The following is a 21,520-nucleotide window of genomic DNA, read 5'->3' as shown; positions in this document are numbered from 1 at the left end:
ACGGGCCCCGGGCCTACGTGAACAGACCGCTGTAGGCGTTCAGGGCCGGCTGACCGCCCAGGTGGGCGTAGAGCACCGTGCTGTCGGCGGGAATCCCGCCTCCGGCCACGAGGTCGACCAGGCCGGCCATCGACTTGCCCTCGTAGACGGGATCGATGATCACGCCCTCCAGGCGGCCGGTCAGCCGGATCGCCTCCAGCGTCGACTCGACCGGGATGCCGTAGTCGTCCCCGGCCCACCCCGGCAGCACGGTGATCTCGTCGTCCCGCAGAGGCCGTCCGACGCCGATGAGCTCGGCCGTCGCACGGGCGATCCGGGCCACCTGGTCACGCGTCTCGTCGAGCTTGGCGCTGGCGTCGATGCCGATCACCCGGCGCGAGGGCCCGCCGGCCTCCTCGAGTGCCGCGAACCCGGCGATCATGCCCGCCAGCGTGGACCCGGTGACGGCGCACACGACGATGGTGTCGAAGAAGACGTCCAGGGCACGCTCCTGCTCCCGGACCTCGTAGGCCCAGCGCGCGAACCCGAGGCCGCCCAGCCGGTGGTCGGAGGCACCCGCCGGGATCGCGTAGGGCGTGCCGCCGCTCTCCCGCACGTCCTCGATCGCGCGAGCCCAGGAATCCTTGAAGCCGATGCCGAATCCGGCAGGGTCGAGCCGCACCTCGGCGCCCATGATCCGGCTCAGCATGATGTTGCCGACGCGGTCGGCGACGGAGTCGGGCCAGTCGACCCAGTTCTCCTGCACCAGCACCGCCCGGAGTCCCAGGGACGCAGCCACGGCCGCGACCTGACGCGTGTGGTTGGACTGGTACCCCCCGATCGACACCAGGGTGTCCGCCCCCTGCGCGAGTGCGTCGGGCACCAGGTACTCCAGCTTCCGGGTCTTGTTGCCGCCGTAGGCCAGGCCCGCGTTGCAGTCCTCGCGCTTGGCCCAGATCTCGGCACCACCGAGGTGCGCGGTGAGCCGGGGCATCGGGTGGACCGGGCTCGGCCCGAAGGTGAGGGGGTGGCGCGGGAAGTCGGACAGGGCCATGAGCTCTCCTCGTCGTCGGGCGATACCGCTGCGCGCAATATATTACATGCGGTCAAGAGTCCCGACCGCCGGCCATCGGCGCGGAGCGGACCGCCGACACGTCAGCGGATCACTCGACCGTCGGAAGGGTGCTCCAGGTACCGACGGCGATCCGTTCGGCGCGCTCGGTGTCGCCGTCCGCACAGGCCTGGATGAGCTCGTCGTGCCGGTTCGCGGACGCGTCGGCGTCCACCGAGGAGAAGCGGAGGCGTTCTGCGCGCCGGAGCACCGGGGTGAACTGGTCGAGCACCGTGCTCAGCGCACTGTTGGAGGCGACGGCCACCGGGACGGCGTGCAGCTGGTCGTCGGCGGCGATCGCGGCCTCGATGTCACCGTCCGCGATCGCCGCGCGGAAGCGAGCGTTGGCCGCGCGCATCGTGTCCAGGTCGGCCTCGGTGAGGCTGCCGACAGCCTCGCGGACGGCCAGCTGGTGCATCGCCGCCACGACGTCCCGCGCCTCGCGCACCCCGCGTTCGGTCAACGAGGTCACGCTGGTGGAGCGCCCCGGCTGCGCAGCGACCAACCCAGCCTCCGCCAGGCGCAGCAACGCCTCCCGGACGGGAGTGCGGCTGACCCCGAGCCACGCGGCCAGGTCCACGTCCCGCAGCTGCTCACCAGGAGCGAGGGTGCCGTCGACGATGGCGTCGCGCAGGCGGTGGTAGACGTCGTCCCGGAGAAGACGGCGGTTGATGAGCGGGGCGTTCTGCGGGATGGGCATCCAATATATTGGTCCGCCGCCGGGAATAAACGCAAGCCGCCACACCTTGACGCCTCCGTGCAATATATTGCATCCTGCTGACAACGGCAGCCCTCCGACACCGACAGGACCGATCATGAGCAACACACCCCGCACCACCTCCTCCCCCACGACCCCGACCGTGGTCCTCGTCCACGGTGCGTTCGCCGAGTCCGCCAGCTGGAACGGCGTCATCGCGGACCTCGGCAGGCGCGGATACCGATCCGTCGCCGTGGCCAACCCGTTGCGCGGCCTGGCCCAGGACGCCGCCTACCTGCGCAGCGTGATCGACAGCATCGACGGCCCGGTGGTCGTCGCCGGCCACTCCTACGGCGGCTCCGTGATGGGTGAGGCCGCCGACGGCGCAGCGAACGTGACGGCCCTGGTCTACGTCGCCAGCTTCCACCTCGACGCCGGCGAGAGCACCGGCGAGCTCGCCGCGAAGTATCCCGGCGGAGAGCTGGGGCCCGCGCTGGGCCCCCGCCCGTTCCCCGCGGACGACGGCAGCGTCGGCTCCGACCTCTACATCCGGCCCGACGAGTTCCGCCGGGTCTTCGCGGCCGACGTCGACCCCGACGTGACCGACCTGATGGCCGCCACGCAGCGGCCGATCGCCGCGGCCGCGCTGGAGGACAAGGCGACGAAGGCCGCATGGCGAACGATCCCGAGCTGGGCTCTCATCACGACCCAGGACCTCGCCATCCCCGCCGACTCGATGCGCTTCATGGCCGAGCGCGCCGGATCTCACACCACCGAGATCGACGCGTCCCACGCCGTGTCCGTGTCCCGGCCGGCAGCGGTCGCCGACATCATCGACGCCGCCGCACGCGCCACCACCCGCTGATCCGACCGATCACACACAGAACGGAATCTCTGTCATGAACCTCAAGCGCACACTCCTGGCGGCCGGCGTGGCTCTGACCGCACTGGTGACCACCGCCGGCGCCCCGGTCGCCGCCCAGGGTCCGCACACCGGGCCCGAGAAGCCGACCGTGGTGCTGGTGCACGGCGCCTTCGCCGACTCCTCGAGCTGGAACGGCGTCATCACCGACCTCCGGCGTGCGGGGTACCCCGTGATCGCCCCGGCCAACCCGCTGCGCGGGCTGCACGGCGACGCGGAGTACCTCAGCAGCGTGCTGGACAGCATCGAGGGTCCCGTCATCCTCGCCGGCCACTCCTACGGTGGGTCGGTGATCACCCAGGCGGCCGCCGGTGACCGGGATGTCAAGGCGCTCGTGTACATCGCCAGCTTCCAGCTCGACGCCGGCGAGAGCACCGCCGAGCTGGCCGCGAAGTATCCGGGCGGTGAACTGGGCCCGGCCCTGGACGCGGTGCCGTTCCCGGCGGCCGACGGCACGACCGGCACCGACCTCTACGTCCAGCAGGACGAGTTCCGGCGGGTGTTCGCAGCGGACGTTCCCCGCCGGACCACCACGCTGCTGGCTGCGACCCAGCGGCCCATCGCCGAGTCGGCACTCAACGACACGGCGACGCGCGCGGCGTGGAAGACGATCCCGAGCTGGGCCTTGATCACCACCGAGGACCTGACCATTCCCGCCGACTCCATGCGGTTCATGTCCGAGCGAGCAGGATCGCACACCACGGAGATCAAGGCTTCGCACGCGGTCGCCGTCTCCAGGCCCCACGTGGTCTCCGACCTGATCGAGCGGGCCGCCCGCACCACCGTCCGCTGACGCGCGTTCCGGAGCGGCCCAGCCGCTCCGGGACCGCCCACCTCCCGTCGTCGCCGGGCAGCGCCCGGCGACCGTCCGAGGCGCCACGAGACGCCGTACACACCATCAAGACGCGGGCCCGCTCCGGCATGCCCGCAGGAGGAACACCATGCCCACGATGCCGACCCAGACGACCTCGATCCTGACCAAGCCACTGACCCTGCCGGCACTGACGACCAGCAACCGCGTGTTCATGGCACCCATGACGCGCAGCCGCGCCGGCGACGGGGACGTCCCGACCGACCTCATGGTGGAGTACTACCGCCAGCGGGCCGGCGCCGGCCTCATCGTCACCGAAGGCTCCCAGATCTCGCCCGAGGGCAAGGGGTACGCCGACACCCCCGGAATCTACAGCGCGGAACAGGTGGCCGGCTGGAAGCGGGTCACGGACGCCGTCCACGCCGCGGGCGGGCGGATCGCGCTCCAGCTCTGGCACGTCGGACGAGTCACGCACGAGTCCTACCAGGGCGGCGGCCCAGGTGTGTCCGCCAGCGCGCTGCCGTTCGACGGCAAGGCCACCGTCAAGAACGCCGCCGGGCAGGTGGAGTCGGTGCCGAGCCCGACACCGCGGGCCCTGACGACGGACGAGATCGCCCGCGTCGTCGAGGACTACCGGCGCGCGACCGCCAACGCCCGCCGCGCGGGGTTCGACATGGTCGAGATCCACGGCGCGAACGGCTACCTGCTCCAGCAGTTCATGTCGGTCTCCTCCAACGCCCGGACCGACGCCTACGGCGGGAGCCTGGAGAACCGCGCCCGCTTCCCCCTCGAGGTCGTCGACGCCGTCGTGTCCGAGTGGGATGCGCAGCACGTCGGGATCCGCATCTCCCCGATGATCAAGTTCGGTGGCCTCGACGACGCGGACGGCCTCGAGATGGGCCTGTACCTCGCCGCTCGGCTCGCGGAGCGCGATCTCGGGTACCTGCACCTGTGCGAACCGGACTGGGCCGGAGGGCCCGCGCTGGACGAGGACTTCCGCGCCGCCCTGCGCGGCGCGTTCCCCGGGGTGATCATCGGCGCCGGGAACTACGACGCGGAGAAGGCCTGCACGCTGATCGAGAAGGGGTACGTCGACGCAGCGGCGTTCGGCCGCCCCTTCATCAGCAACCCGGACCTGCCGACCAGGCTGACCGCGGGGCTCACGCTCAACGAGACCGACTTCGATCTCGTCTACGGCGGGGGCGCTGCCGGGTACACCGACTACCGGACGGCATGACCGCGCATCGCTGGGCCGGCATCGTCCCACGGGACACCTGCTTCGCGATCGACTCGTCCCGGCCAGGACGCCCGCACGGCCTTGCCCTCGCTCGTCGCAAGGCGCCGGAGCGCAAGGTGCCGGAGGCCGACGCCGCGGAAACGTGGACGCGCGAGGTCGAGGAGGTCGATGCCTCCGACCAGTGTTTTCATCCTCGTACCAGACCCCGGGCCCGACCTATGCTCACGTGACGACGATCACCGGGAGGCTGGCGTGGCCGGTTCGATACCGCACACCTCGACGATGGAGCCCGGCGCCGCCCACGCCACCGCGCGCAGGCTGGCCGCGTTGGTCGACCATCGACCCGACGGGCCGGCCCCGCTGCCGCCGCTGGAAGCATTCGACGCCTCGCTGCGAAAGGTCCTGCCCGCTTTCGAGCTCATGCGCCGCGAGGCGCTCGAGCCCAGGCTGGTGTTCGTACCGGCCATCGGTGCGGCGGCCCTCGACGACATGCTCGGGCGAGCCTACGAGAACGGGCCGCTCGCCGGACGCTTCGGCGTCCCCACCATGCGTGAGATCACCTGGTCGTGCGACGAAGAACGCTTCGTCACGGTCCCCTCCCTGTGGGACGTGGCCGTGATCAGCGCCCGTGGCGCGGGCAAGGGACCCACACACGTGATGACGGCACTGCGGTCCATGGTCGGCCACGACGGCCCGGCACGCCTCGACCCGCCGCTGAGCGTGTACCTGTGTCTCCAGGCCGGACTCGTCCTTGCGGGCGACAAGCCCGTCGACTCACGCCGCCCACCGGTCTGGACCCGTCTGGCCGACACAGGGCTCGAGTCCCGCGACGTCATCTGGCCGATCCGCTCGCTCGTCAACCAGTGGGGCGGACACCTCCCGCTCCAAGCCTCCTGGGACACGGGCTGGTACATCGACACGGACGTCGTGGCCGATCCCTCATCGGGCAGACGCAACGAACGCAGCACCGGCCACCGCGGGGAGCGCATCATCGTGCGATACCAGGCCAACCCTCTCGCCGGCGGCAAGATCCGGCCCACCGTCCTCGCATCGTGGATCCGCTGAACGCCTCGACCGGTCACCGGCGCCTCAGCGCAGCGCCTGCGCTCCGATGACCGACAGAACCTGGAGCTTCTCGTAGCTCTCGCTGCCGGGTACGGCGGTGTAGACCATCAGGGCGTGGGCCTGGCCCGGGTCGATCAGCCGCTGGCAGTTGAGCTCCAGGGCGCCGACCTCGGGATGAACGAAGTGCTTGACCTGGTGGGGGTGTATCCCGACCTCGTGGTCCTCCCACACGCGCCGGAACTCCTCGCTGCTGTCCAGGAGCAGCCCGGCCAGGTAGGCGGCCCGGGAGTCCGGGCCCCGGAGGGTGACGAGCCCGCGCAGCCCGGCGGCATACATCCGGGTCATGAACGCGTGTTCCTCCGGGGCGTAGAGGTCCCGGGCGCCCGGGTCGGTGAACCACCGGTAACCCATGCTGCGGGCGGGCCCGGTGTACCGGGTCGTGTCGCCGGTGAGGGCGACGCCCATCGGCGTCTGCCGCAGTGTCTCACCGAGCTCGTTGACGACCTCGGCGGGTGTGTCCTCCAAGCGGTCGAGGATGCGCAGCAGCCCCGGGTTGATGTGTTCGCTGGAGCTTCCCCGGGGCGGTGGGTTGTGTCCGGCCAGCCGGAACAGGTGGTCGCGTTCGTCGATCGTCAGGTGCAACCCCTGAGCGATCGAGGCGAGCATCTGCTGCGACGGCTGCGGCCCACGCTCCCGCTCCAGCCGGGCGTAGTAGTCGGCCGACATGTTGCACAGCGTCGCGACCTCCTCGCGCCGCAGCCCGCTGGTCCTGCGGCGCTGACCCCGAGGCATGCCGACGTCCTCCGGCTGCAGTGCCGCACGCCGCTTGCGGAGAAAGCTCGCCAGCCCGGTGCGATCGATCATGACGCTCCCCCTTCTGGAAGTACTGCCTCGTTTCTATCCCGCGCGGCAGGAGATAGCCACGGCCTGGCGATCCCCCGTTGCGGACGGCGGCCCTGACCCCGGCAAGCCTGTGATCGGGAGGTCCTGATTCCGGCGGCGGCCTCGCGGCGGATCCGGTCGAGCCCCGCCCCGCGTAAGGGCGGATCGTCAGGCCCTGAATAAGGGGCCGGCCTTCAGCGAGTGTTGGTCCAACGCACGACACCGAGGAGCGAACCACATGTCCCGCACACCGATCGACATCACCATCCCCGATCTGACCGGCAGGCGCGCCGTCGTCACCGGGGCGAGCGACGGCATGGGCCTGGTCATGGCCCGACGGCTTGCCGCGGCCGGGGCCGAGGTCGTCGTCCCCGTTCGCAACCCGGCCAAGGGGGAGGCCGCGATCGCCAGGATCAAGCAGTCCGTGCCCGGCGCGAACGTCTCACTGCGCGACCTCGAACTGTCCTCCCTCGCGTCCGTCGCCGCCCTCGGTGACACCCTGCGCGCGGAGGGCGACCCGATTCACCTCCTGATCAACAACGCCGGCGTGATGACCCCGCCCGACCGCCGGACGACCGCCGACGGGTTCGAGCTCCAGTTCGGCACCAACCACCTGGGCCACTTCGCCCTCGTCGCGCACCTGATGCCGCTGCTGCGCGCCGGCGGCGCACGGGTCACGTCGCAGGTGAGCGTCGCCGCCCGCAGCGGCAGGATCCACTGGGACGACCTCAACTGGGAACGCAGCTACGACGGCATGCGCGCCTACAGCCAGTCCAAGATCGCCCTCGGCCTGTTCGGCCTCGAGCTGGAACGCCGCAGCCAGGCGCACGGGTGGGGCATCACGAGCAACATCTCCCACCCCGGCGTCGCTCCCACCAACCTCCTGGCCGCCCGCCCCGAGATCGGCCGCACCCAGGAGACCACCGGACGCCGGATGATCCGCTGGCTTTCGGCCCGCGGCATCCTGGCCGGCACCGTCGAGACCGCGGCGCTGCCCGCGCTCATGGCGGCCACCGGCCCCCAGGCCGAGCCGGGTGTCCTATACAGCCCCAGCGGGTTCGGCAACACCAGCGGCGCACCGGCCGAGCAGCGGATGTACTCCCCGCTGCGCAGCGCCGGCGAGGCCGCACGCGTCTGGGAGGTCTCGGAACGACTCACCAGAACGGCTATCTCGGCAGCCTGACATCCGGGTGCCCGGACCTTCGGACGCCAAGCCCGATCGCGAGACCCATGCGCGGCAGCCGCGCGGTCGGCACGGTGACGATCGGGCCGCCGATGGCGGGGCCCGCTCAGGGCTTCGATCCACCGGTGGCGTCGATCGTCTGCCCTAGCGCACCGATGCCCCTTGAGATCACGCCTGATCAACGTCATCACAGGTCAGAGAAGCATACCGAGCGGTGAAGGGGATTCACCTGCTGGTAACGATTCTGCAACCTACTGGACACCCGACCAAGCGCGGGCGTACGTTCACCGAAACAGACTGATTAGTCAGTCGGTATTGAGTGCCGTTACGACTCGCGGCACCGGTCCGGCTGATCCACATCGGTACCCGAAGCGCTTGCGAAGGAGCGGACGCTTCGACCTGGTGCTTGATGGCACCGCAGGCCCACTCAGCTCAAGGAGGAGCTCGATGACGACGCCGATTTCCCCAGTACCTAGCGCGCAGGTGCGCAGGTATTTCGAGTCTCTCGCACCTCAGGTGAACTACTGGGGTCGCGACATCGCCGCACTGCGCAAGCAGGCCCACGATCACGCGCTGGCCTGCCGTGGCCCGCTCGAGCACGTGGCCTCCGTGGAGACGGTCGACGCCGGGGGTGTTTCCTCGAGGCTCTACCGGCCGCACGGCGGCGAAGAGGACGTTCTGGTCTGGATGCATGGCGGCGGTTGGATGCTGGGCGACCTGGACGCCTGCGAAGGGGTCGCGCGTGCCCTGGCGAACCGTGCCGCATGTGCCGTCCTCACGATCGACTACCGGCTCGCGCCCGAGCACCCATTTCCGGCGGCATTCGACGACACATGGGCCGCCATCAGCTGGGCCCGGCAGAACTTCTCCAGGGTTGCGGTCGGGGGTGACAGCGCGGGCGGAAACCTCGCGGCAGCGGCCGCCCTCAGAGCCAGGGACGTCCAGCTTGATCTGACGCTGCAGCTGTTGGTGTACCCGGTGCTGGACAGCACCATGGACACCACGACCAAGCTCCGCTTCGTGGAGTCGTATTCGGATTTCGCAGGCCGTGGCGACTACGGCAGGACCACGTATGAGCGGATCGCGTATCTGTGGGACGCCTACGTCCCGGACGAGCTGATGCGGCGGTCTCCCCTCGCCTCGCCATTGCATGCCGAGACGTTGCGCGGTGTCTCTCCCGCGATCGTGATCACCGCCGAGCACGACTTCTTGCGTGGGGAGGCCATCGAGTACGCCCGGCGGTTGCGCAGGGATCAGGTCGCTGTCGAGATCCACGACTACGCCGGTCAGATCCACGGGTTCATCGAGAAGCTCGGCGTCATGCCGGACGCGGCAGACGCCGTCGACAAGGCCGGCTCGGCACTACGGCAGGCGTTCGCCAATCAGGAATCGGATCGCGCGAGTTCGGCGATCAACACCTGATCTGTCGGGCTCCGTGTCGGACGCCCGATACGGATCGCCTCCTTCGATCACCTGTGGAGCGACATGGCCAGGCCCATCGTCGCGCGAACATCGTTCTTGAGGAGTTGTCATGCGTACCAGCAATGCTCAGTCTCGGCGACGTCGGCGGGCTGTCGCCCCATTCATCCTGCCCGCCCTACTTGCCGCCCTCGTGGCATCGTGCGCTGCCCCGGGCACGCCGAGTGCTCCGCCTGTCACGCCAGCAGCCGTGAGCACGAGCATCGGTGACGCGCCGGTCACTGTCGAGGTGCTTGTGTCGACACCGGATGTGCCGCTGTACGAGGAACTCGGCGCCGCCTTCCATGCCGAGCATCCCAATGTCACGGTGGAGGTGACCGGCGAGGACTTCAACAATCTCACGACCAACGTGCCCCGCCTGATTTCCGGCACCGAGGTGCCGGACCTGGTCCGGCTCGCGTCCTTCGGCAACCTGGTCAAGGACCATCTCCTGACCGATCTGGATCCGTACGCCGAGGCATACGGATGGACCGAGTGGCCGCAGTCGCAGTTCGCTTCCACCCGTGTCGCCGATGACGGTCGTCAGCGTGGCACCGGGCATCTGTACGGCGCCGGACCTGGTTTCGGGTTGACGGGCGTGTACTACAACAAGGAACTTGCGGCCCAGATCGGGATGACCGAGCCGCCGGCCACGCTCGGCGACCTCGAGCGGAGTCTGGACGAGGCGAAGAGCGCGGGTCTCCTGCCGATCATGGTCAACGGCAAGGACGGCGGACTGGCGTATCCGCTGCAGAACCTCCAAATGAACTATGCGGGCGGCACACAGGTGATCCAGGACTGGAATTACAACAAGCCGGGCGCGGACATCGACACGTCCGCGCTGGTCGAGGCCGCCACGACGCTTCAACGATGGGGGGCGAAGGGATATCTGCCCGACGACGTCAACAGCATCGATCAGACACAGGCTCCCGCCAGGTTCGCGCAGGGCGAGGGCGTTTTCTTCCCGAGCGGGAACTGGCAGGCGCCAACGCTTCAGGAAACAGGCCGCGGCGAGATCGGGTTCTTCCTCTTCCCGCCCGAGGAGGCCGGTGATCCCTTCACCGCGATGACCGCCGCCGGCGTCCTGGCCATTCCTGCCAGGTCCTCCGAGCCCGATGCGGCAGCTGCGTTCTTGAACTTCATCCAGACAGATGCCGAAGCCCGCCAGAGCACCCTGGATCTTCTCGGGCTCCCGCCCGCCGGGCCCGCGGACGCGCCCATGCCCGACTCGGAGCCTGGATCCCTTGTCGCAGCCACCGTCGAGTCATTTCAGACGCTGCTGGAGAGCGACGGCCTCGTCGACTTCATGTCGAACTCGACGGCGTCGATGCATGCGAACACCCTGATCCCGCAGACGCAACTTCTCGTGGCGGGAAAGACGTCGCCGTCCGAGTTCTCTGCGGCGCTCCAGGAGGACTACGAAAATGACACCGAACAGTAGGCACCCGAACGCCCGTCACGCTCCGCCGAGAACCGCAGACGCACAGCAGACCGGCGCCACCACGAAGATTTCCACGGGCGGAGCCATGACACTGAACGCAGCAACGGCATCAACCGGCAAGGTGGTGAAGAAGCCGAGTTTCGTGGAGCCCGATCTCGACTCCCGAAAGTCGCTCCCCGTGCCACGCCCGGCCCGCCGACGGCGTCGCGCAGACCGATGGAGCGGTGTGGTGTGGGTGGCGCCGGCGCTGGTCATGTATGCCGTGTTCGTGCTGTATCCGCTGGGCCAGTCCGTGCAGTTCTCGTTCTACGAGTGGGACGGCATCGGGCCGGCAACGCCTGCGGGGCTGGACAACTGGAAGGCCATCTTCACCGAGCCCGAGCTGTTCGGATCGGTGATCCACGCGTTCGTCCTCATCCTCTTCTACACCGTGCTGCCGGTCAGTATCGGGCTTGTCGCCGCGAGCTTGATCCGAGAGCTTCGGGTGGGTCCGTTCAACACTGCGGCTCGGGTCGTGCTGTTCATCCCGCAGGTGCTGCCGCCGGTGGCGGCCGGCATCGCGTGGACGTGGATGTTCTCCACCGACGGGCTCGTCAACCAGTCCCTCAGGGCGGTCGGCCTGGAGTCCTTCACACGCGCGTGGCTCGGAGACTTCACGTTCGCGTTGCCGGCCGTCGGCATCATCGGCTTCTGGCTGTCACTCGGCTTCTGCACCGTGCTGCTGCTGTCGGGTATCGGGAAGATCGACCCATCGCTGTATGAGGCGGCCCGCCTGGACGGGGCCGGCCGCGTCGGCGAGTTCTTCGCAGTCACGCTGCCTGGGCTTCGTCAAGAGATCGCCGTCTGCGCGACGATCACGACGATCGCGGCCCTGGCCAGCTTCGACGTCGTCCAGATCGCCACCCAGGGCGGACCTGGCTATCAGACGATGGTGCCGGGCGTCGAGATCTACCGGCTCACCTTCCTGGAGCAGCAGGTCGGGCAGGCCTCAGCTCTCGCCGTTTTCCTCGCGGCCCTCGTGCTGCTCGTCATCTGGCCCATTCAACGAATCGGGAGGCACGAATGAGCGCCGCCTCGTCAACCCTCGTCGACCGCATCTCTCGCGTCGCCATCCTGATGGCGCTGATGATGTTCGCGGTCATCCCGCTGCTCAGCATGTTCACCGCGGCGCTCGCGCCACAGAACAGCACGCCTCCCGGGCTTGCCTGGCCCGCGGATCCTCAGTGGCACAACTTCGTCGACGCATGGACCGCAGCGAACTTTCTCACTCTGTTCCAGTCGAGCGTCCTGATCGTGCTAGGGGTCGTTCCTGCTGCCGTCGCGATGGCCACCGCGGCCGGATACGGCCTGGCGCAGCTTGCCGTGCCCGGCGGCCGCCTCATCAATGCCATCCTGCTGGTCGGCCTGACCCTGCCGTTCGAAGCGCTCATCACACCCCTCTACTACAACCTTCGCGACATGGGGCTGCTCGGCTCGCGCTGGGCTGTCATCCTGCCGCTCATCGGGCTGCTCATGCCCTTCGGCGTGTTCTGGATGCGAGCAAGCTTCCTCAAGGCCGAGACGGCCCTCACGGAGGCTGCCAAGCTCGACGGCGCCAGCGCATGGCAGATCTTCCGCCGGATCCAGCTACCACTGGCGGTGCCCGCCTTGTCGGCACTCACGATCTTGTTCTTCCTCGCGACCTGGAACCAGTACCTGCTGCCACTCGTGCTCATCGATGACCCATCCATGCGTACCGTTGCCGGTGGCCTGGGAGCTTTCCAGGGTGAACATGGCACCAACATCGCTCTCCTGTGCGCCGGTTCATTGTTGATCATCGCCCCGTCCCTGGCGGTATTCCTGATCCTTCAGCGCCACTTCGTGAAGGCCCTCCTGCAAGGAGCTGTCAAGTGACTCACGCTCTGAGCGATCGGCATCCATGAACGACGGGCCAATGACCGCGCACTTAGACGACTGCATAGGATCGGGTTATGAGACGGGATGACCATCAAGCGACGCAGGAGCCGGGCGGCGTCACGAAGACCTTGTCCGCGAAGGGCGAGGCCCGCAGGCAGCTGATCGTCGATGCCGCGACCCGGCTCGTGGCCCGCAACGGATCCCGTGGCACCAATCTCGCGCAGATCGCCACCGCGGCGGGGGTCTCGCAAAGCGGCCTCCTCTACCACTACCCGAGCAAGGAGGCGCTGCTCAATGCGGTGTTGGATCGCCGCGACGAGGACGAGGACGAGGTGCTGTGGCACGACGCCGACGCAGGTCTGGGCATTCTCGATGTCATCGCGGACAACGTCACCCGATGGGCCAGCCATTCACACGCGGTAGGCATGCACACGGTGCTGGTTGTCGAGAACCTCGGCGAGGACGGCGTCCTCCACCCTCGGCTGACCAGCCGATACCACTTGACGGCCGACCGGCTTGGCGCGGTGCTCGCGGCCGCCCAAGACCGCGGTGAGGTTCGAGCCGACGTCGACACCCATCTGAAGGCCATCGAGATCATCGCCTTTGTCAACGGCCTGGAGACCGCCTGGCTACTGGACCCCGAACTCCCGGTCGCCGAGACCGCGAAGGCGTGGGCGGCCCAGCAGCGGCTTGCGCTCGAGACGTAACCGGCGTGGCGGCGATAATCAATCCCGAGCCGCCCCCTTGGCGGCAAGGTCCTGAATTCGGCACTGAGGATCGGCGAGTACTGCCTGCGCCGTGCGGGGGAGGTTTCGGCACAGCTGGTCGAGGGTCCTTGTGGTGAATGCCGGGTGATGCGCCCACAGGTCACCGGAAATATGACCCTCGTGCGCATGGCGCAGCTGGAACCCGAGACTCACGGCGCCGCTGAATGCTGATCTCATCCTCGGCCGGAGCAGGTTGGTGGGCAGCGTCTCGGGCCGCATCGTAAGGCGGCTGCCGTCCTGTGCCGTAACCGTTGCGATCTTGCCAGGAGTATGCGGCATGTAGTTGACCGATATGTCGAACAACGAACCGTCCTCCTGAGCCGCCAGCGGTAGCTCGCGACGCAGTACCCCGACCGGGACGCGGTGCAGGTGCGCCTGTCTGGTCGCTTCCTGGACGCGCACCACGAGTTCGTCGAACGATGGCCCACCGCGCAGGTCGACCCGGACGGGCACGTGGTCACTCAAGAGGCCGATGATGTGTGTCAGTTCGGGGGCGTCCCGGTTGGCGGTGACGCTCCCGATCATCACGTGGTTGCCGAGGTAGGGCGCGAGTGAGGCCAGGACCAGGGCGCGCATGGCGCTGCCGGGTCTGGCACCGCGCTGTGCGGCGAGCCGCAGCAGCGCGCTGACCGTGTCTCTCCCGATCCGCGGGAGTGGGTGGGCCTGCAGCCACAGCGGGCCGCTCTGCACGCCGGGCTCTGCAGGTAGGCGTGGCGGATCGGCCGGGAACTGTCCGCGCCAGAACTGCGTATGCTCCCCGAGGCCGATGGACCTCTCGTGCGCGGCGTAGTCGCCGGGGTGGATCGTCGCTGCTGGTGTGGGCGGGCGGCTGGGGTCGAGCCGGGCGCGGTAGAGCTGGTGGAATTCGCGGAAGAACACCGCGTTGGACCATCCGTCGAACACGGCGTGGTGCCAGATGGTCAGCAGGACGTGGCGGTCAGAGCTCAGCCGGGCCAGCACCGCCGACCAGAGCGGTGGAGCGAAGAGGTCGATCATCTGCTCGCAACGTTCGACCGCGAGGTGTTCCAGCGCGGCGCGCTGCGCCGGCTGCGGAAGGCCTGAGAGGTCTTCGAAACTCCACGCGGGGTCGAACGGTGCGATGACGTGCTGCGCGATCCCGGTCTTGGTACGGGTGAACGCCATGCGCATGGTCTCGTGACGTTCCACCAGTGCCGCCAGCACGGCGGCAAGGTCGCCCAGGCGCAAGGGCCCCGTGATCTCGATGGCGTGCGGGATGTTGTGATTGGACTGGTCTCCACCGACCGCCTCGACCCACTCCTGCTGGAGATAGGTGACCGGTAACACGCCTGTCCCGGCCTCGGTGGCGTCCACAGCATTGGTATGCGCAGCAATAGTGGGATCCGCCTCCATGCTCGCGTCCGTGCTCACAGGGCCCACTCCTTCGGGGTGAGAAGATCGCTGAGGCGATCCGTGGGGCGATCGGCGAACCCGCGTAGCGCGGCGGCGAAACGCTCACCGAACCGCGCCGCCGGCGTGCCACCGAACATGTGGGCATCTGCCACGAGGGTTCCGGAGAGCCTCCCGGCCGGATCGGATCTGATCTGGAAGTCCAGCAGCGAGGCCCCGTCCCACCAGGGGTGCTCCGTCGGCTCGGAGTGCGCGAGGTCGAACGGGGAGAACATGACCCCGCCGCTCATCACGATCGCGTCCGTCTGGTGGCGCGCCTGCTGGTGGCTGTAGTTCAGCGACACGTCGAACAACGGTCCTGGGCGGTTATCGGGCAGTGCCGAACGCAGCACGCTGAGCGGTGCCGGGCGCGATATCGCCCGGTCGTAGGCATGGGCCGTACGGCCGACCAGCGTCTCGCACGACGGGTCGCCGGACAGGTCCACCGTGACCGGAACGTGCCCGGCGAGGAACCCGACCGTGCCGCGGATATCTCGCTGCTGGCGGTTTGACCGCATGACGCCGAACGTGATCCTCTCGCTCGTCGCGTGATCGCTCAAGGACGCTGCCAGCGCAGCCAACAGGACGGCGGTGGGGCTCGCCTGCTCGGCGACCATGAGCGAACGGAACGCGCTGAGCGTCGGACCCTGGTCAAGTGGGAGCGGATGCGGTGTGGTGCGGACGATGGCCCCGATGGCCGGCATCCCGGGCGGGAAGGTGAGACGAGGGCTGGCATCGGCCAGAGCCGCGCGCCAATGCTCTCGCGTGGCCGGGTCGTCGGCCAGCCCGGCCTCCCACATGGCGTAGTCGACGAGATGAAGCATGGGAGGCGCAAGCGCCGCGCTCGTGCCGTACTCGTACAGGCGCGGGAACTCGTCGCGAATCACGCCGGCGGACCAGCCGTCCATGACTGCGTGGTGCGCGATCAACGCGAACACCTGGTCGTCGTGTGCGAGTGTCACCAACGCTGCCCGGGCAAGAGGGCTGCTCTCCAGCACGAACGGCCGCCGCAGCTCCGCTTGCAGGAGCGCGGCATAGGTTGTCTCCCGCTGCTCCTCGTCGGGCTCGGGAACGCTGACCTCGCGCAATTCCAGCGGAAACTGATCGCTGATGACCTGATGTGCGGTGTCGGTGGTGTCCTGCCGCATCAGCGTCGTGCGCAAGGCCTCGTGCCGGGCTGTGAGCGCGTCCAGCGCCCCGCGAATGCGCTCAGGGTCGACGGGGCCGCGCATCCGGATGGCGGCGCCGACGTTGACGCCGGACGCCTGCCCGCCCGTCGCGTTGTAAAGGGAACGTTGATAGTGCGTGGCGGTGTGCAGCTGGTTCATCCTGCCGCCCCGCGGGAGACACGCCTGATGGACCGCAGCTCGCCGTCGTTCACGAGCGGCGCCCCGTCCACCACAGCGGCGAAGGCGCGCACGGTCGGGTTGACGTTCAGTGCCCTCTCGGGCACCTCGCGCCCGAGTTCATCACTGACGAGCAACGCGACCTCCGCTGCCTCGAGAGAGGATCCGCCCAACGATACCCACTCGGCTCCCGGGCCGATCATGGCGGGGGCCACGTCCAGCACCCGCGCCCAGATGGCCGCCACCGCGCGTTCCGTATCACTGGCCATCTCGTCGTGATCGCCATGCTGGGCGAGCAGCGCGGACATCGACTCGATCAGTTCACGCTTGACGACCTTGCCCAGCACGTTGCGGGGAAACCGCTCGACCCGGACCACGCGCTTTGGCGCGTCGGCCTCCCCCAACCGCGCAGCGGCGAACGAACGAACCTGGTCGGAGTCGAGGTCGTCGGAACCGATCACCGCGGCGATCAGGTACTCCCCGAGTGTCGGATGCGGCAGGCCGAACGCGGCCGCCTCTTCCACGTCAGGATGCTCCTCCAGCACACCCTGCGCGGCAAGGGTCGACACATTGCGCCCGCCGACGTTCACCGTGTCGGCGCTGCGGTCTTCCAGGTAGAAGTACCCCGCGTCGTCAAGACGGCCTATATCGCCTGTGCTCACCCACTGGCCCGCCCCGAAGACGCTCGTGCTTGCACCTGTGTCGTTCCAGTAGCGGCGCGGACGTACCCCCTCTGCCCGCAGTTGCACGGAGCCCGACACGCCGGCCGGGACCGGCTCACCGGCCTCGTCGACGATGCGCACCTCGCTGCCGCCGTGTGCCCGGCCGAGGGAGAACGGCCGATCCAGGTCGAAACGCATCCGCAGACGCGCCGGCCAGCTCTCGGTCGAGGTGTACATGTTGACGATGCTCGCTTCCGGGAACAATTCCGCGAGCCGGGCCAGCGTCGCGGCCGAGATGGGCGCGCTCGTGGTCCGCACCTGCCGTACGCCGCTCAGGTCGAACCGCGCCTTGACACGCAACAGCGCCAGCGCATGTGCGGGAACCAGCACCACATCGTCCGGCCTGGACTCCTGCGCGATGTCCAGGAAACCCTCGGCATCGAACTTCTCGGGCACGATCATCGTGTGCGGCACGGCGCTGAGCGTCTGCACCATCAGGCTCTGCCCCGCATTCGACGCGGGCGGCAACGCATGCAGCACGGAACGCACCGCCGCGAGCGGCGCCGACACGCCTCCACCACGCTCGCGGACCGCGTGCGTGAGGTTGTCGTGCGTGGACACGACGCCCTTGGGCCGCCCGGTCGTTCCGGAGGTGAAGAGGATCTCCGCGTCGTCCTCGCCACGGACCTCCACCCCGGTCGGTCCACTTGGCTGGCCCGCCTCGATCTCGTGGACCGCCTGGGACCACCCCGGGCACCCGCCCACGGGCGCATGCGCGATGACACCGACCGCCCCCGCCTCCGCATGGACGCGAGCAATGTGCTCATCACCACCGGATGCCAGGACGGGAACAGCGATCGCCCCGGCGGCCTGCACCCCGACGTATCCGATCGCGAAAGCGATCCAGTCACCCGAAGCTTGGACCACGACACGGTCACCAGGCTGCACACCCCTGGCGATCAGGCCATGACCGACGGCGCGGGCACGCTGATTCCACGCTGCATAGCTGAGTCCTCCCGCACCAACGAGCTCGATCGCGGTTGCCTCGGGCCGTTCCTGCGCCCTGGCTGCGAGCATGCCGGTCACAGTGACGCTCTGCGTTCTCATGTATCGCTTTCCCTTCGTGTCTGCCGCTCCCCGAACGGAGGCGGGCACTTGGGCGAGACAGCGGGTGCACATCGCGGCTCCTGCCGCCGATCCCCCCGGATCCGTGCGCCGGTCCCACAGGCGCGGCTCCCAGCATCGCGACGCGCGAGCAGGCGAGACAAGACAGAATGCGCAGACTTTACGGACAGATCGCGCAAGCCCACGTCGCCCCGGCCGGTCGCTCATTTGGGGCCATGTCGCCGCGCAAGTACCGGCCGGACCGGTCTGCGGGCGGGACATGAACCTTTCCCGGCTCCCGGCACATCGGATCCGAGGGAGCGTGGCCCGTGGCCCCTCATCACACCCGTGAGCAACGAGAACGGCGGCACACGCCCTCTCGGGCGGGTCCCCCATGCCGCCGGGCGGATCTGGAGCCGTGGTAGTCCTCTTCATCGGGCCGCGTGCAGCAGGATCCGGGGTCGATCACGTCGCACTCCTCGCCCGGCCAGGGCAGCGTCCCCTTGAAGCTCGCGGACGGAAGACCGTAGGATAAATCGGCACTGTCGCCGAAGTCCCAATCAGTACTGACTCGGCAGAGGCGGTAGAACGTTGCGCGACGACAGGCCCACAGTGCTCATCGATGGTTTCACGCTCGACGTGGCCGCACTGGCCCGGCTCGCCCGCGATCCTTCCCACACCCACGTCACCCTCGATCCCCAGAGCACCGGGCGGATGAGCGCCAGCGCCGGCTTGAAGGATCGGCTGGTAGATGAAGGTGCGGTTATCTACGGCGTCACCACGGGGTTCGGTGACAGCGCCCATCGGGTGGTCAGCGCCGGTCAGACGGGTACGCTGCAGGACGGCCTCATTCAGTTCCTCCTGACCGGCGCCGGTTCCCGCTGTCCCGACGAGGTGGTCCGCGCGATGATCGCCATCCGAGCCAACTGCCTGGCTCGGGGCGTATCCGGCACCCGGCCGGAGGTCGCCGAGCTGCTGGTCGGGCTTCTCGAGCACGACCTACTGCCCGAGGTGCCCGAGCGAGGATCGGTCGGCGCCAGTGGCGATCTGGTGCCGTCGAGCTATCTCGCCGCTGCCCTCGTCGGCGAGGGATCAGCGCGGCACCGGGGCGAGACCGTGCCCGCCGCCGAAGCCCTGCGCGCCTGCGGCCTCCAGCCTCTGGTGCTACGCGCCAAGGAGGGCTTGGCGCTGGTCAACGGCACCTCTTTCATGACCGCCTACGCGGCGCTGGCGGTCCACGACGCCCATCGGCTCGCGTTCGCCGCTGAGGTCTGCACTGCCCTGGCCTCGCAGGCGCTTGGCGGCAACGGGCATCACTTCGCGGCGTTCCTCGGCGAGCACAAGCCTCACCCCGGCCAGGCCGGCAGCGCCTCGCACATTCACCGGCTCCTGACCGGCTCGGCGCTTACCGGGGTGTCGGCGATCGAGGACCGCATCGGATCGCCGGCGGTGGAGCGCCGGGTCCAGGATCGGTACTCGGTGCGCTGCGCTCCCCAGGTGATCGGAGTGCTACACGACACGCTGGCATGGGCAGAGCCTTGGGTGGAGCGAGAGATCAACTCTGCCAACGACAACCCTCTGTTCGACACCGGCTCAGGGGAGGTGTTCTCCGGCGGGAACTTCTACGGCGGCCATATCGCCCAGGCAATGGATTCCCTCAAGGTTGCGCTGGCCAGCATCGCCGATCTGCTGGACCGCCAACTGGCCCAGGTCGTGGACGAAAAACTCAGCGGCGGCCTGCCGCCCAACCTGGTCCCCGAGGGACGCACCACCCATGGCTACAAGGGCCTGCAGATCGCCTGCTCATCATTCGCGGCCGAAGCCCTGAAACAGGCGAGCCCGGCCACCGTGTTCTCACGTTCGACCGAGGCGCACAACCAGGACAAGGTGAGTATGGGATCGATCGCTGCCAGGGACGCCCGGACCGTCGTGGAACTGACAGCCCACGTGACCGCCGCCGTCCTGCACGCACTGTGCCAGGCCGTCGAACTGCGCGGCGTCGACCGACTCAGCCCAGCCACCAAGGAGGTCTGGACTCTGGTGCGCGAGCACGTGACCTTCCTTGACGTCGATCGCCCGCTCGACCAGGAACTGAACACGCTGGCTGAACTGATCTTGTCCGGCGAGCTGGAAGCCACCCGCAACCAGCAGACCCCACCCGGCCGATGCGACGTGGAGGCCACCAATGCAACGCGACGAACAGTACGGTGGGGCTTCCCCCCGAATGGTGGACACCTCGGTGTGTTAACCAGCAATCGGCATTGTAGTGGCGAGGTGAGTATTCTCGAAATCGATTGGGCTCATGTAGTCGCAGTAGGAGTGTCGTCGTCGCGTGTTGTAGCGGGTGACCCACCGGAACACGGACTTCCTGCACTCCCGGGCCCCGTTCCAGCGGCGTTCACCCTGGAGAGTCTCGCGCTTGAGCGCGGCGTTGAAGCTCTCGGCCAGCGCGTTGTCGGCGCTGGTCCCGACCGCGCCGCGTGACAGGGTCAACCCGTGCCGCCCGGCCGCGGCGAGGAAGTCGTCCGAGCAGTACTGACGGCCGTTGTCGGAGTGGAAAATCGCCCCAGCCAACGAGCCTCGTTCGCGGGCGGCCGCATCGAGGGCCTCGATGACCAGGGTGTCGCGCATGTGGTCGGCGATCTGCCAGCCGACCAGGCGCCGGTTGAAGCAGTCGATCACCGTGGCCAAGTAGAGGAACTGCCCATCCCCGATCGGCAGGTAGGTGATGTCACCGACGTACTTCCGGTTCGGCGCGTCGGCCGTGAAGTCGCGTTCTAGCAGGTCAGGGACCTTCGGGGCGTCCTTGGCCGGGACCGTGGTGCGGACCTTCTTGCGCAGGTGGACCCCCACAACCCCGTGCTCGCGCATCACCCGGGCCACGCGCTTGGCGTTCACCACGACCCCGGCGTCGCGCAGCTCAGCGGTCACCCGCGGGGACCCATAGGTCCCATCGAACTGCGCGGTGATCGCGGACGCCTTCGCGGCCAGATCGGCGTCCGCCGCCACACGCTCGGCCCGACGATCAGCGCCATCACGCCACTTGTAGTAGGAAGACCTGCCGATCTGCAGGACCTCACACAGCCGCTTCACCCCGTAGGTGTCATGGAACTCGGCGACGAACTGGAAACGGCTCACCAGGTCGTCTCGCCCGCGAAATACTTCGCCGCCTTGCGCAGGATCTCCCGCTCGGTCTCCAGCAGTGACTTGTCCGCCCGCAACCGCTTGACCTCCGCGCGCAGCCGCTCCAGCTCCTCAGCCGCCGTCTCAGGCACCCCCGCCCCGCTCGACCCACCGCCGTCATCGGCCCGACCAGCCGCCGTCGGCGACGTCACACCAGCGGCCTGCAACCACCTCGACAGGGTTCCCTCGTGAACTCCCAGGTCAGCAGCGATCTCCTTGATCGTCGCCCCCGGCGTGGAGGAGTACAGCTCGACAGCGTCGGCCTTGAACTCCTCCGGATAGAACTTCCGCACCATGACGGTGAACTCGCTTCCTCCGGACCAAACCAGGTCCAGTCTCTCGCGTGTCCACTACTCAGGGGGAAGCCCC

General features: G+C 68.6%; 17 protein-coding genes and 1 pseudogene. 11 read left to right on the top strand and 7 right to left on the bottom strand.

Going from position 1 to position 21,520, the window contains the following annotated elements; translation table 11 throughout:
- Nucleotides 1–13: 13 nt before the first annotated feature.
- Both J0911_RS13645 and J0911_RS13640 read right to left on the bottom strand, forming a co-directional pair.
- The gene (locus J0911_RS13645) at nucleotides 14–1,033 is read right to left on the bottom strand and encodes a 1-aminocyclopropane-1-carboxylate deaminase (protein WP_207276019.1); all 1,020 of its coding nucleotides are present in this window, start codon (nucleotides 1,031–1,033) and stop codon (nucleotides 14–16) included.
- 109 nt (nucleotides 1,034–1,142) lie between these two features.
- Nucleotides 1,143–1,790, bottom strand: coding sequence for a GntR family transcriptional regulator (locus J0911_RS13640; protein ID WP_207276018.1), 648 nt, complete (start codon nucleotides 1,788–1,790; stop codon nucleotides 1,143–1,145).
- 115 nt (nucleotides 1,791–1,905) lie between these two features.
- Here J0911_RS13640 and J0911_RS13635 point away from each other — a divergent pair, with 115 nt between their 5' ends.
- The 4 genes from J0911_RS13635 to J0911_RS13620 all read left to right on the top strand — a co-directional run bounded on the left by J0911_RS13635 (nucleotide 1,906) and on the right by J0911_RS13620 (nucleotide 5,822).
- Nucleotides 1,906–2,652, top strand: a complete 747-nt coding sequence (locus tag J0911_RS13635) for an alpha/beta hydrolase (protein ID WP_207276017.1) — start codon at nucleotides 1,906–1,908, stop codon at nucleotides 2,650–2,652.
- 34 nt (nucleotides 2,653–2,686) lie between these two features.
- Complete coding sequence (locus J0911_RS13630; protein ID WP_207276016.1) at nucleotides 2,687–3,502, top strand: alpha/beta fold hydrolase; 816 nt, start codon at nucleotides 2,687–2,689, stop codon at nucleotides 3,500–3,502.
- Nucleotides 3,503–3,659: 157 nt separating this feature from the next.
- Nucleotides 3,660–4,757 carry an alkene reductase gene (locus tag J0911_RS13625; RefSeq protein ID WP_207276015.1) on the top strand — a complete coding sequence of 366 codons (1,098 nt, stop codon included), beginning with the start codon at nucleotides 3,660–3,662 and terminating at the stop codon, nucleotides 4,755–4,757.
- Nucleotides 4,758–5,009: 252 nt separating this feature from the next.
- The gene (locus J0911_RS13620; protein ID WP_207276014.1) at nucleotides 5,010–5,822 is read left to right on the top strand and encodes a hypothetical protein; all 813 of its coding nucleotides are present in this window, start codon (nucleotides 5,010–5,012) and stop codon (nucleotides 5,820–5,822) included.
- Between the two features lie 24 nt (nucleotides 5,823–5,846).
- Here J0911_RS13620 and J0911_RS13615 read toward each other — a convergent pair whose 3' ends face one another.
- Nucleotides 5,847–6,686, bottom strand: a complete 840-nt coding sequence (locus J0911_RS13615; RefSeq protein ID WP_207276013.1) for a helix-turn-helix transcriptional regulator — start codon at nucleotides 6,684–6,686, stop codon at nucleotides 5,847–5,849.
- Nucleotides 6,687–6,942: 256 nt separating this feature from the next.
- Between J0911_RS13615 and J0911_RS13610 the strand changes: the two genes are divergently transcribed.
- The 6 genes from J0911_RS13610 (at nucleotide 6,943) to J0911_RS13585 (ending at nucleotide 13,389) form a co-directional block, all read left to right on the top strand.
- Nucleotides 6,943–7,887 carry an SDR family oxidoreductase gene (locus J0911_RS13610; RefSeq protein WP_207276012.1) on the top strand — a complete coding sequence of 315 codons (945 nt, stop codon included), beginning with the start codon at nucleotides 6,943–6,945 and terminating at the stop codon, nucleotides 7,885–7,887.
- 447 nt (nucleotides 7,888–8,334) lie between these two features.
- Entirely contained in the window at nucleotides 8,335–9,309 is a 975-nt protein-coding gene (locus tag J0911_RS13605; protein ID WP_207276011.1) for an alpha/beta hydrolase, read from the top strand.
- A 247-nt stretch (nucleotides 9,310–9,556) separates the two neighbouring features.
- Nucleotides 9,557–10,786 (top strand): ABC transporter substrate-binding protein, encoded by a 1,230-nt coding sequence (locus J0911_RS13600; RefSeq protein ID WP_207276010.1) that lies wholly within the window; start codon nucleotides 9,557–9,559, stop codon nucleotides 10,784–10,786.
- Nucleotides 10,787–11,012: 226 nt separating this feature from the next.
- The gene (locus J0911_RS13595) at nucleotides 11,013–11,852 is read left to right on the top strand and encodes a carbohydrate ABC transporter permease (RefSeq protein WP_307865083.1); all 840 of its coding nucleotides are present in this window, start codon (nucleotides 11,013–11,015) and stop codon (nucleotides 11,850–11,852) included.
- Nucleotides 11,849–12,679, top strand: coding sequence for a carbohydrate ABC transporter permease (locus tag J0911_RS13590; RefSeq protein WP_207276009.1), 831 nt, complete (start codon nucleotides 11,849–11,851; stop codon nucleotides 12,677–12,679). Before J0911_RS13595 ends, J0911_RS13590 begins: the two co-directional genes overlap by 4 nt.
- 77 nt (nucleotides 12,680–12,756) lie before the next feature.
- Nucleotides 12,757–13,389 carry a TetR/AcrR family transcriptional regulator gene (locus J0911_RS13585; protein WP_207276008.1) on the top strand — a complete coding sequence of 211 codons (633 nt, stop codon included), beginning with the start codon at nucleotides 12,757–12,759 and terminating at the stop codon, nucleotides 13,387–13,389.
- 18 nt (nucleotides 13,390–13,407) lie between these two features.
- Here J0911_RS13585 and J0911_RS13580 read toward each other — a convergent pair whose 3' ends face one another.
- From J0911_RS13580 to J0911_RS13570, 3 genes are read right to left on the bottom strand one after another with little or no spacing between them, the layout of a single operon-like run.
- Nucleotides 13,408–14,838, bottom strand: a complete 1,431-nt coding sequence (locus J0911_RS13580; RefSeq protein ID WP_207276007.1) for a condensation domain-containing protein — start codon at nucleotides 14,836–14,838, stop codon at nucleotides 13,408–13,410.
- Nucleotides 14,835–16,184 (bottom strand): condensation domain-containing protein, encoded by a 1,350-nt coding sequence (locus J0911_RS13575; protein ID WP_207276006.1) that lies wholly within the window; start codon nucleotides 16,182–16,184, stop codon nucleotides 14,835–14,837. Before J0911_RS13575 ends, J0911_RS13580 begins: the two co-directional genes overlap by 4 nt.
- Nucleotides 16,181–17,941, bottom strand: a complete 1,761-nt coding sequence (locus tag J0911_RS13570; protein WP_242636774.1) for an AMP-binding protein — start codon at nucleotides 17,939–17,941, stop codon at nucleotides 16,181–16,183. Before J0911_RS13570 ends, J0911_RS13575 begins: the two co-directional genes overlap by 4 nt.
- 639 nt (nucleotides 17,942–18,580) lie before the next feature.
- Here J0911_RS13570 and J0911_RS20490 point away from each other — a divergent pair.
- A pseudogene (locus tag J0911_RS20490) lies at nucleotides 18,581–20,005 on the top strand (HAL/PAL/TAL family ammonia-lyase); the annotation flags it as partial.
- A gap of 207 nt (nucleotides 20,006–20,212) precedes the next feature.
- On the opposite strand, the gene J0911_RS13565 reads toward J0911_RS20490, so the two are convergent.
- Nucleotides 20,213–21,447 (bottom strand): IS3 family transposase gene (locus J0911_RS13565; protein WP_372434853.1). Its coding sequence is split into 2 segments (ribosomal slippage): nucleotides 20,213–21,120 and nucleotides 21,120–21,447, totalling 1,236 coding nucleotides; the frame shifts between segments, so codons are not numbered across the junction.
- Between the last annotated feature and the right edge of the window lie 73 nt (nucleotides 21,448–21,520).

It is taken from the genome of Myceligenerans salitolerans (assembly GCF_017349295.1).
Lineage (GTDB): Bacteria > Actinomycetota > Actinomycetes > Actinomycetales > Cellulomonadaceae > Myceligenerans > Myceligenerans salitolerans.
Note: the sequence above shows the minus strand (reverse complement) of the source record. Positions and strands in the feature narration are given on the sequence as shown.

Coding starts and splice junctions, on each gene's coding strand:
- J0911_RS13585 (WP_207276008.1), top strand. CDS start 12,757: ATGAGACGGGATGACCATCAAGCGACGCAGGAGCCGGGCGGCGTCACG.
- J0911_RS13610 (WP_207276012.1), top strand. CDS start 6,943: ATGTCCCGCACACCGATCGACATCACCATCCCCGATCTGACCGGCAGG.
- J0911_RS13635 (WP_207276017.1), top strand. CDS start 1,906: ATGAGCAACACACCCCGCACCACCTCCTCCCCCACGACCCCGACCGTG.
- J0911_RS13630 (WP_207276016.1), top strand. CDS start 2,687: ATGAACCTCAAGCGCACACTCCTGGCGGCCGGCGTGGCTCTGACCGCA.
- J0911_RS13570 (WP_242636774.1), bottom strand. CDS start 17,941: ATGCTCGCAGCCAGGGCGCAGGAACGGCCCGAGGCAACCGCGATCGAG.
- J0911_RS13590 (WP_207276009.1), top strand. CDS start 11,849: ATGAGCGCCGCCTCGTCAACCCTCGTCGACCGCATCTCTCGCGTCGCC.
- J0911_RS13625 (WP_207276015.1), top strand. CDS start 3,660: ATGCCGACCCAGACGACCTCGATCCTGACCAAGCCACTGACCCTGCCG.
- J0911_RS13640 (WP_207276018.1), bottom strand. CDS start 1,790: ATGCCCATCCCGCAGAACGCCCCGCTCATCAACCGCCGTCTTCTCCGG.
- J0911_RS13645 (WP_207276019.1), bottom strand. CDS start 1,033: ATGGCCCTGTCCGACTTCCCGCGCCACCCCCTCACCTTCGGGCCGAGC.
- J0911_RS13575 (WP_207276006.1), bottom strand. CDS start 16,184: ATGAACCAGCTGCACACCGCCACGCACTATCAACGTTCCCTTTACAAC.
- J0911_RS13605 (WP_207276011.1), top strand. CDS start 8,335: ATGACGACGCCGATTTCCCCAGTACCTAGCGCGCAGGTGCGCAGGTAT.
- J0911_RS13615 (WP_207276013.1), bottom strand. CDS start 6,686: ATGATCGATCGCACCGGGCTGGCGAGCTTTCTCCGCAAGCGGCGTGCG.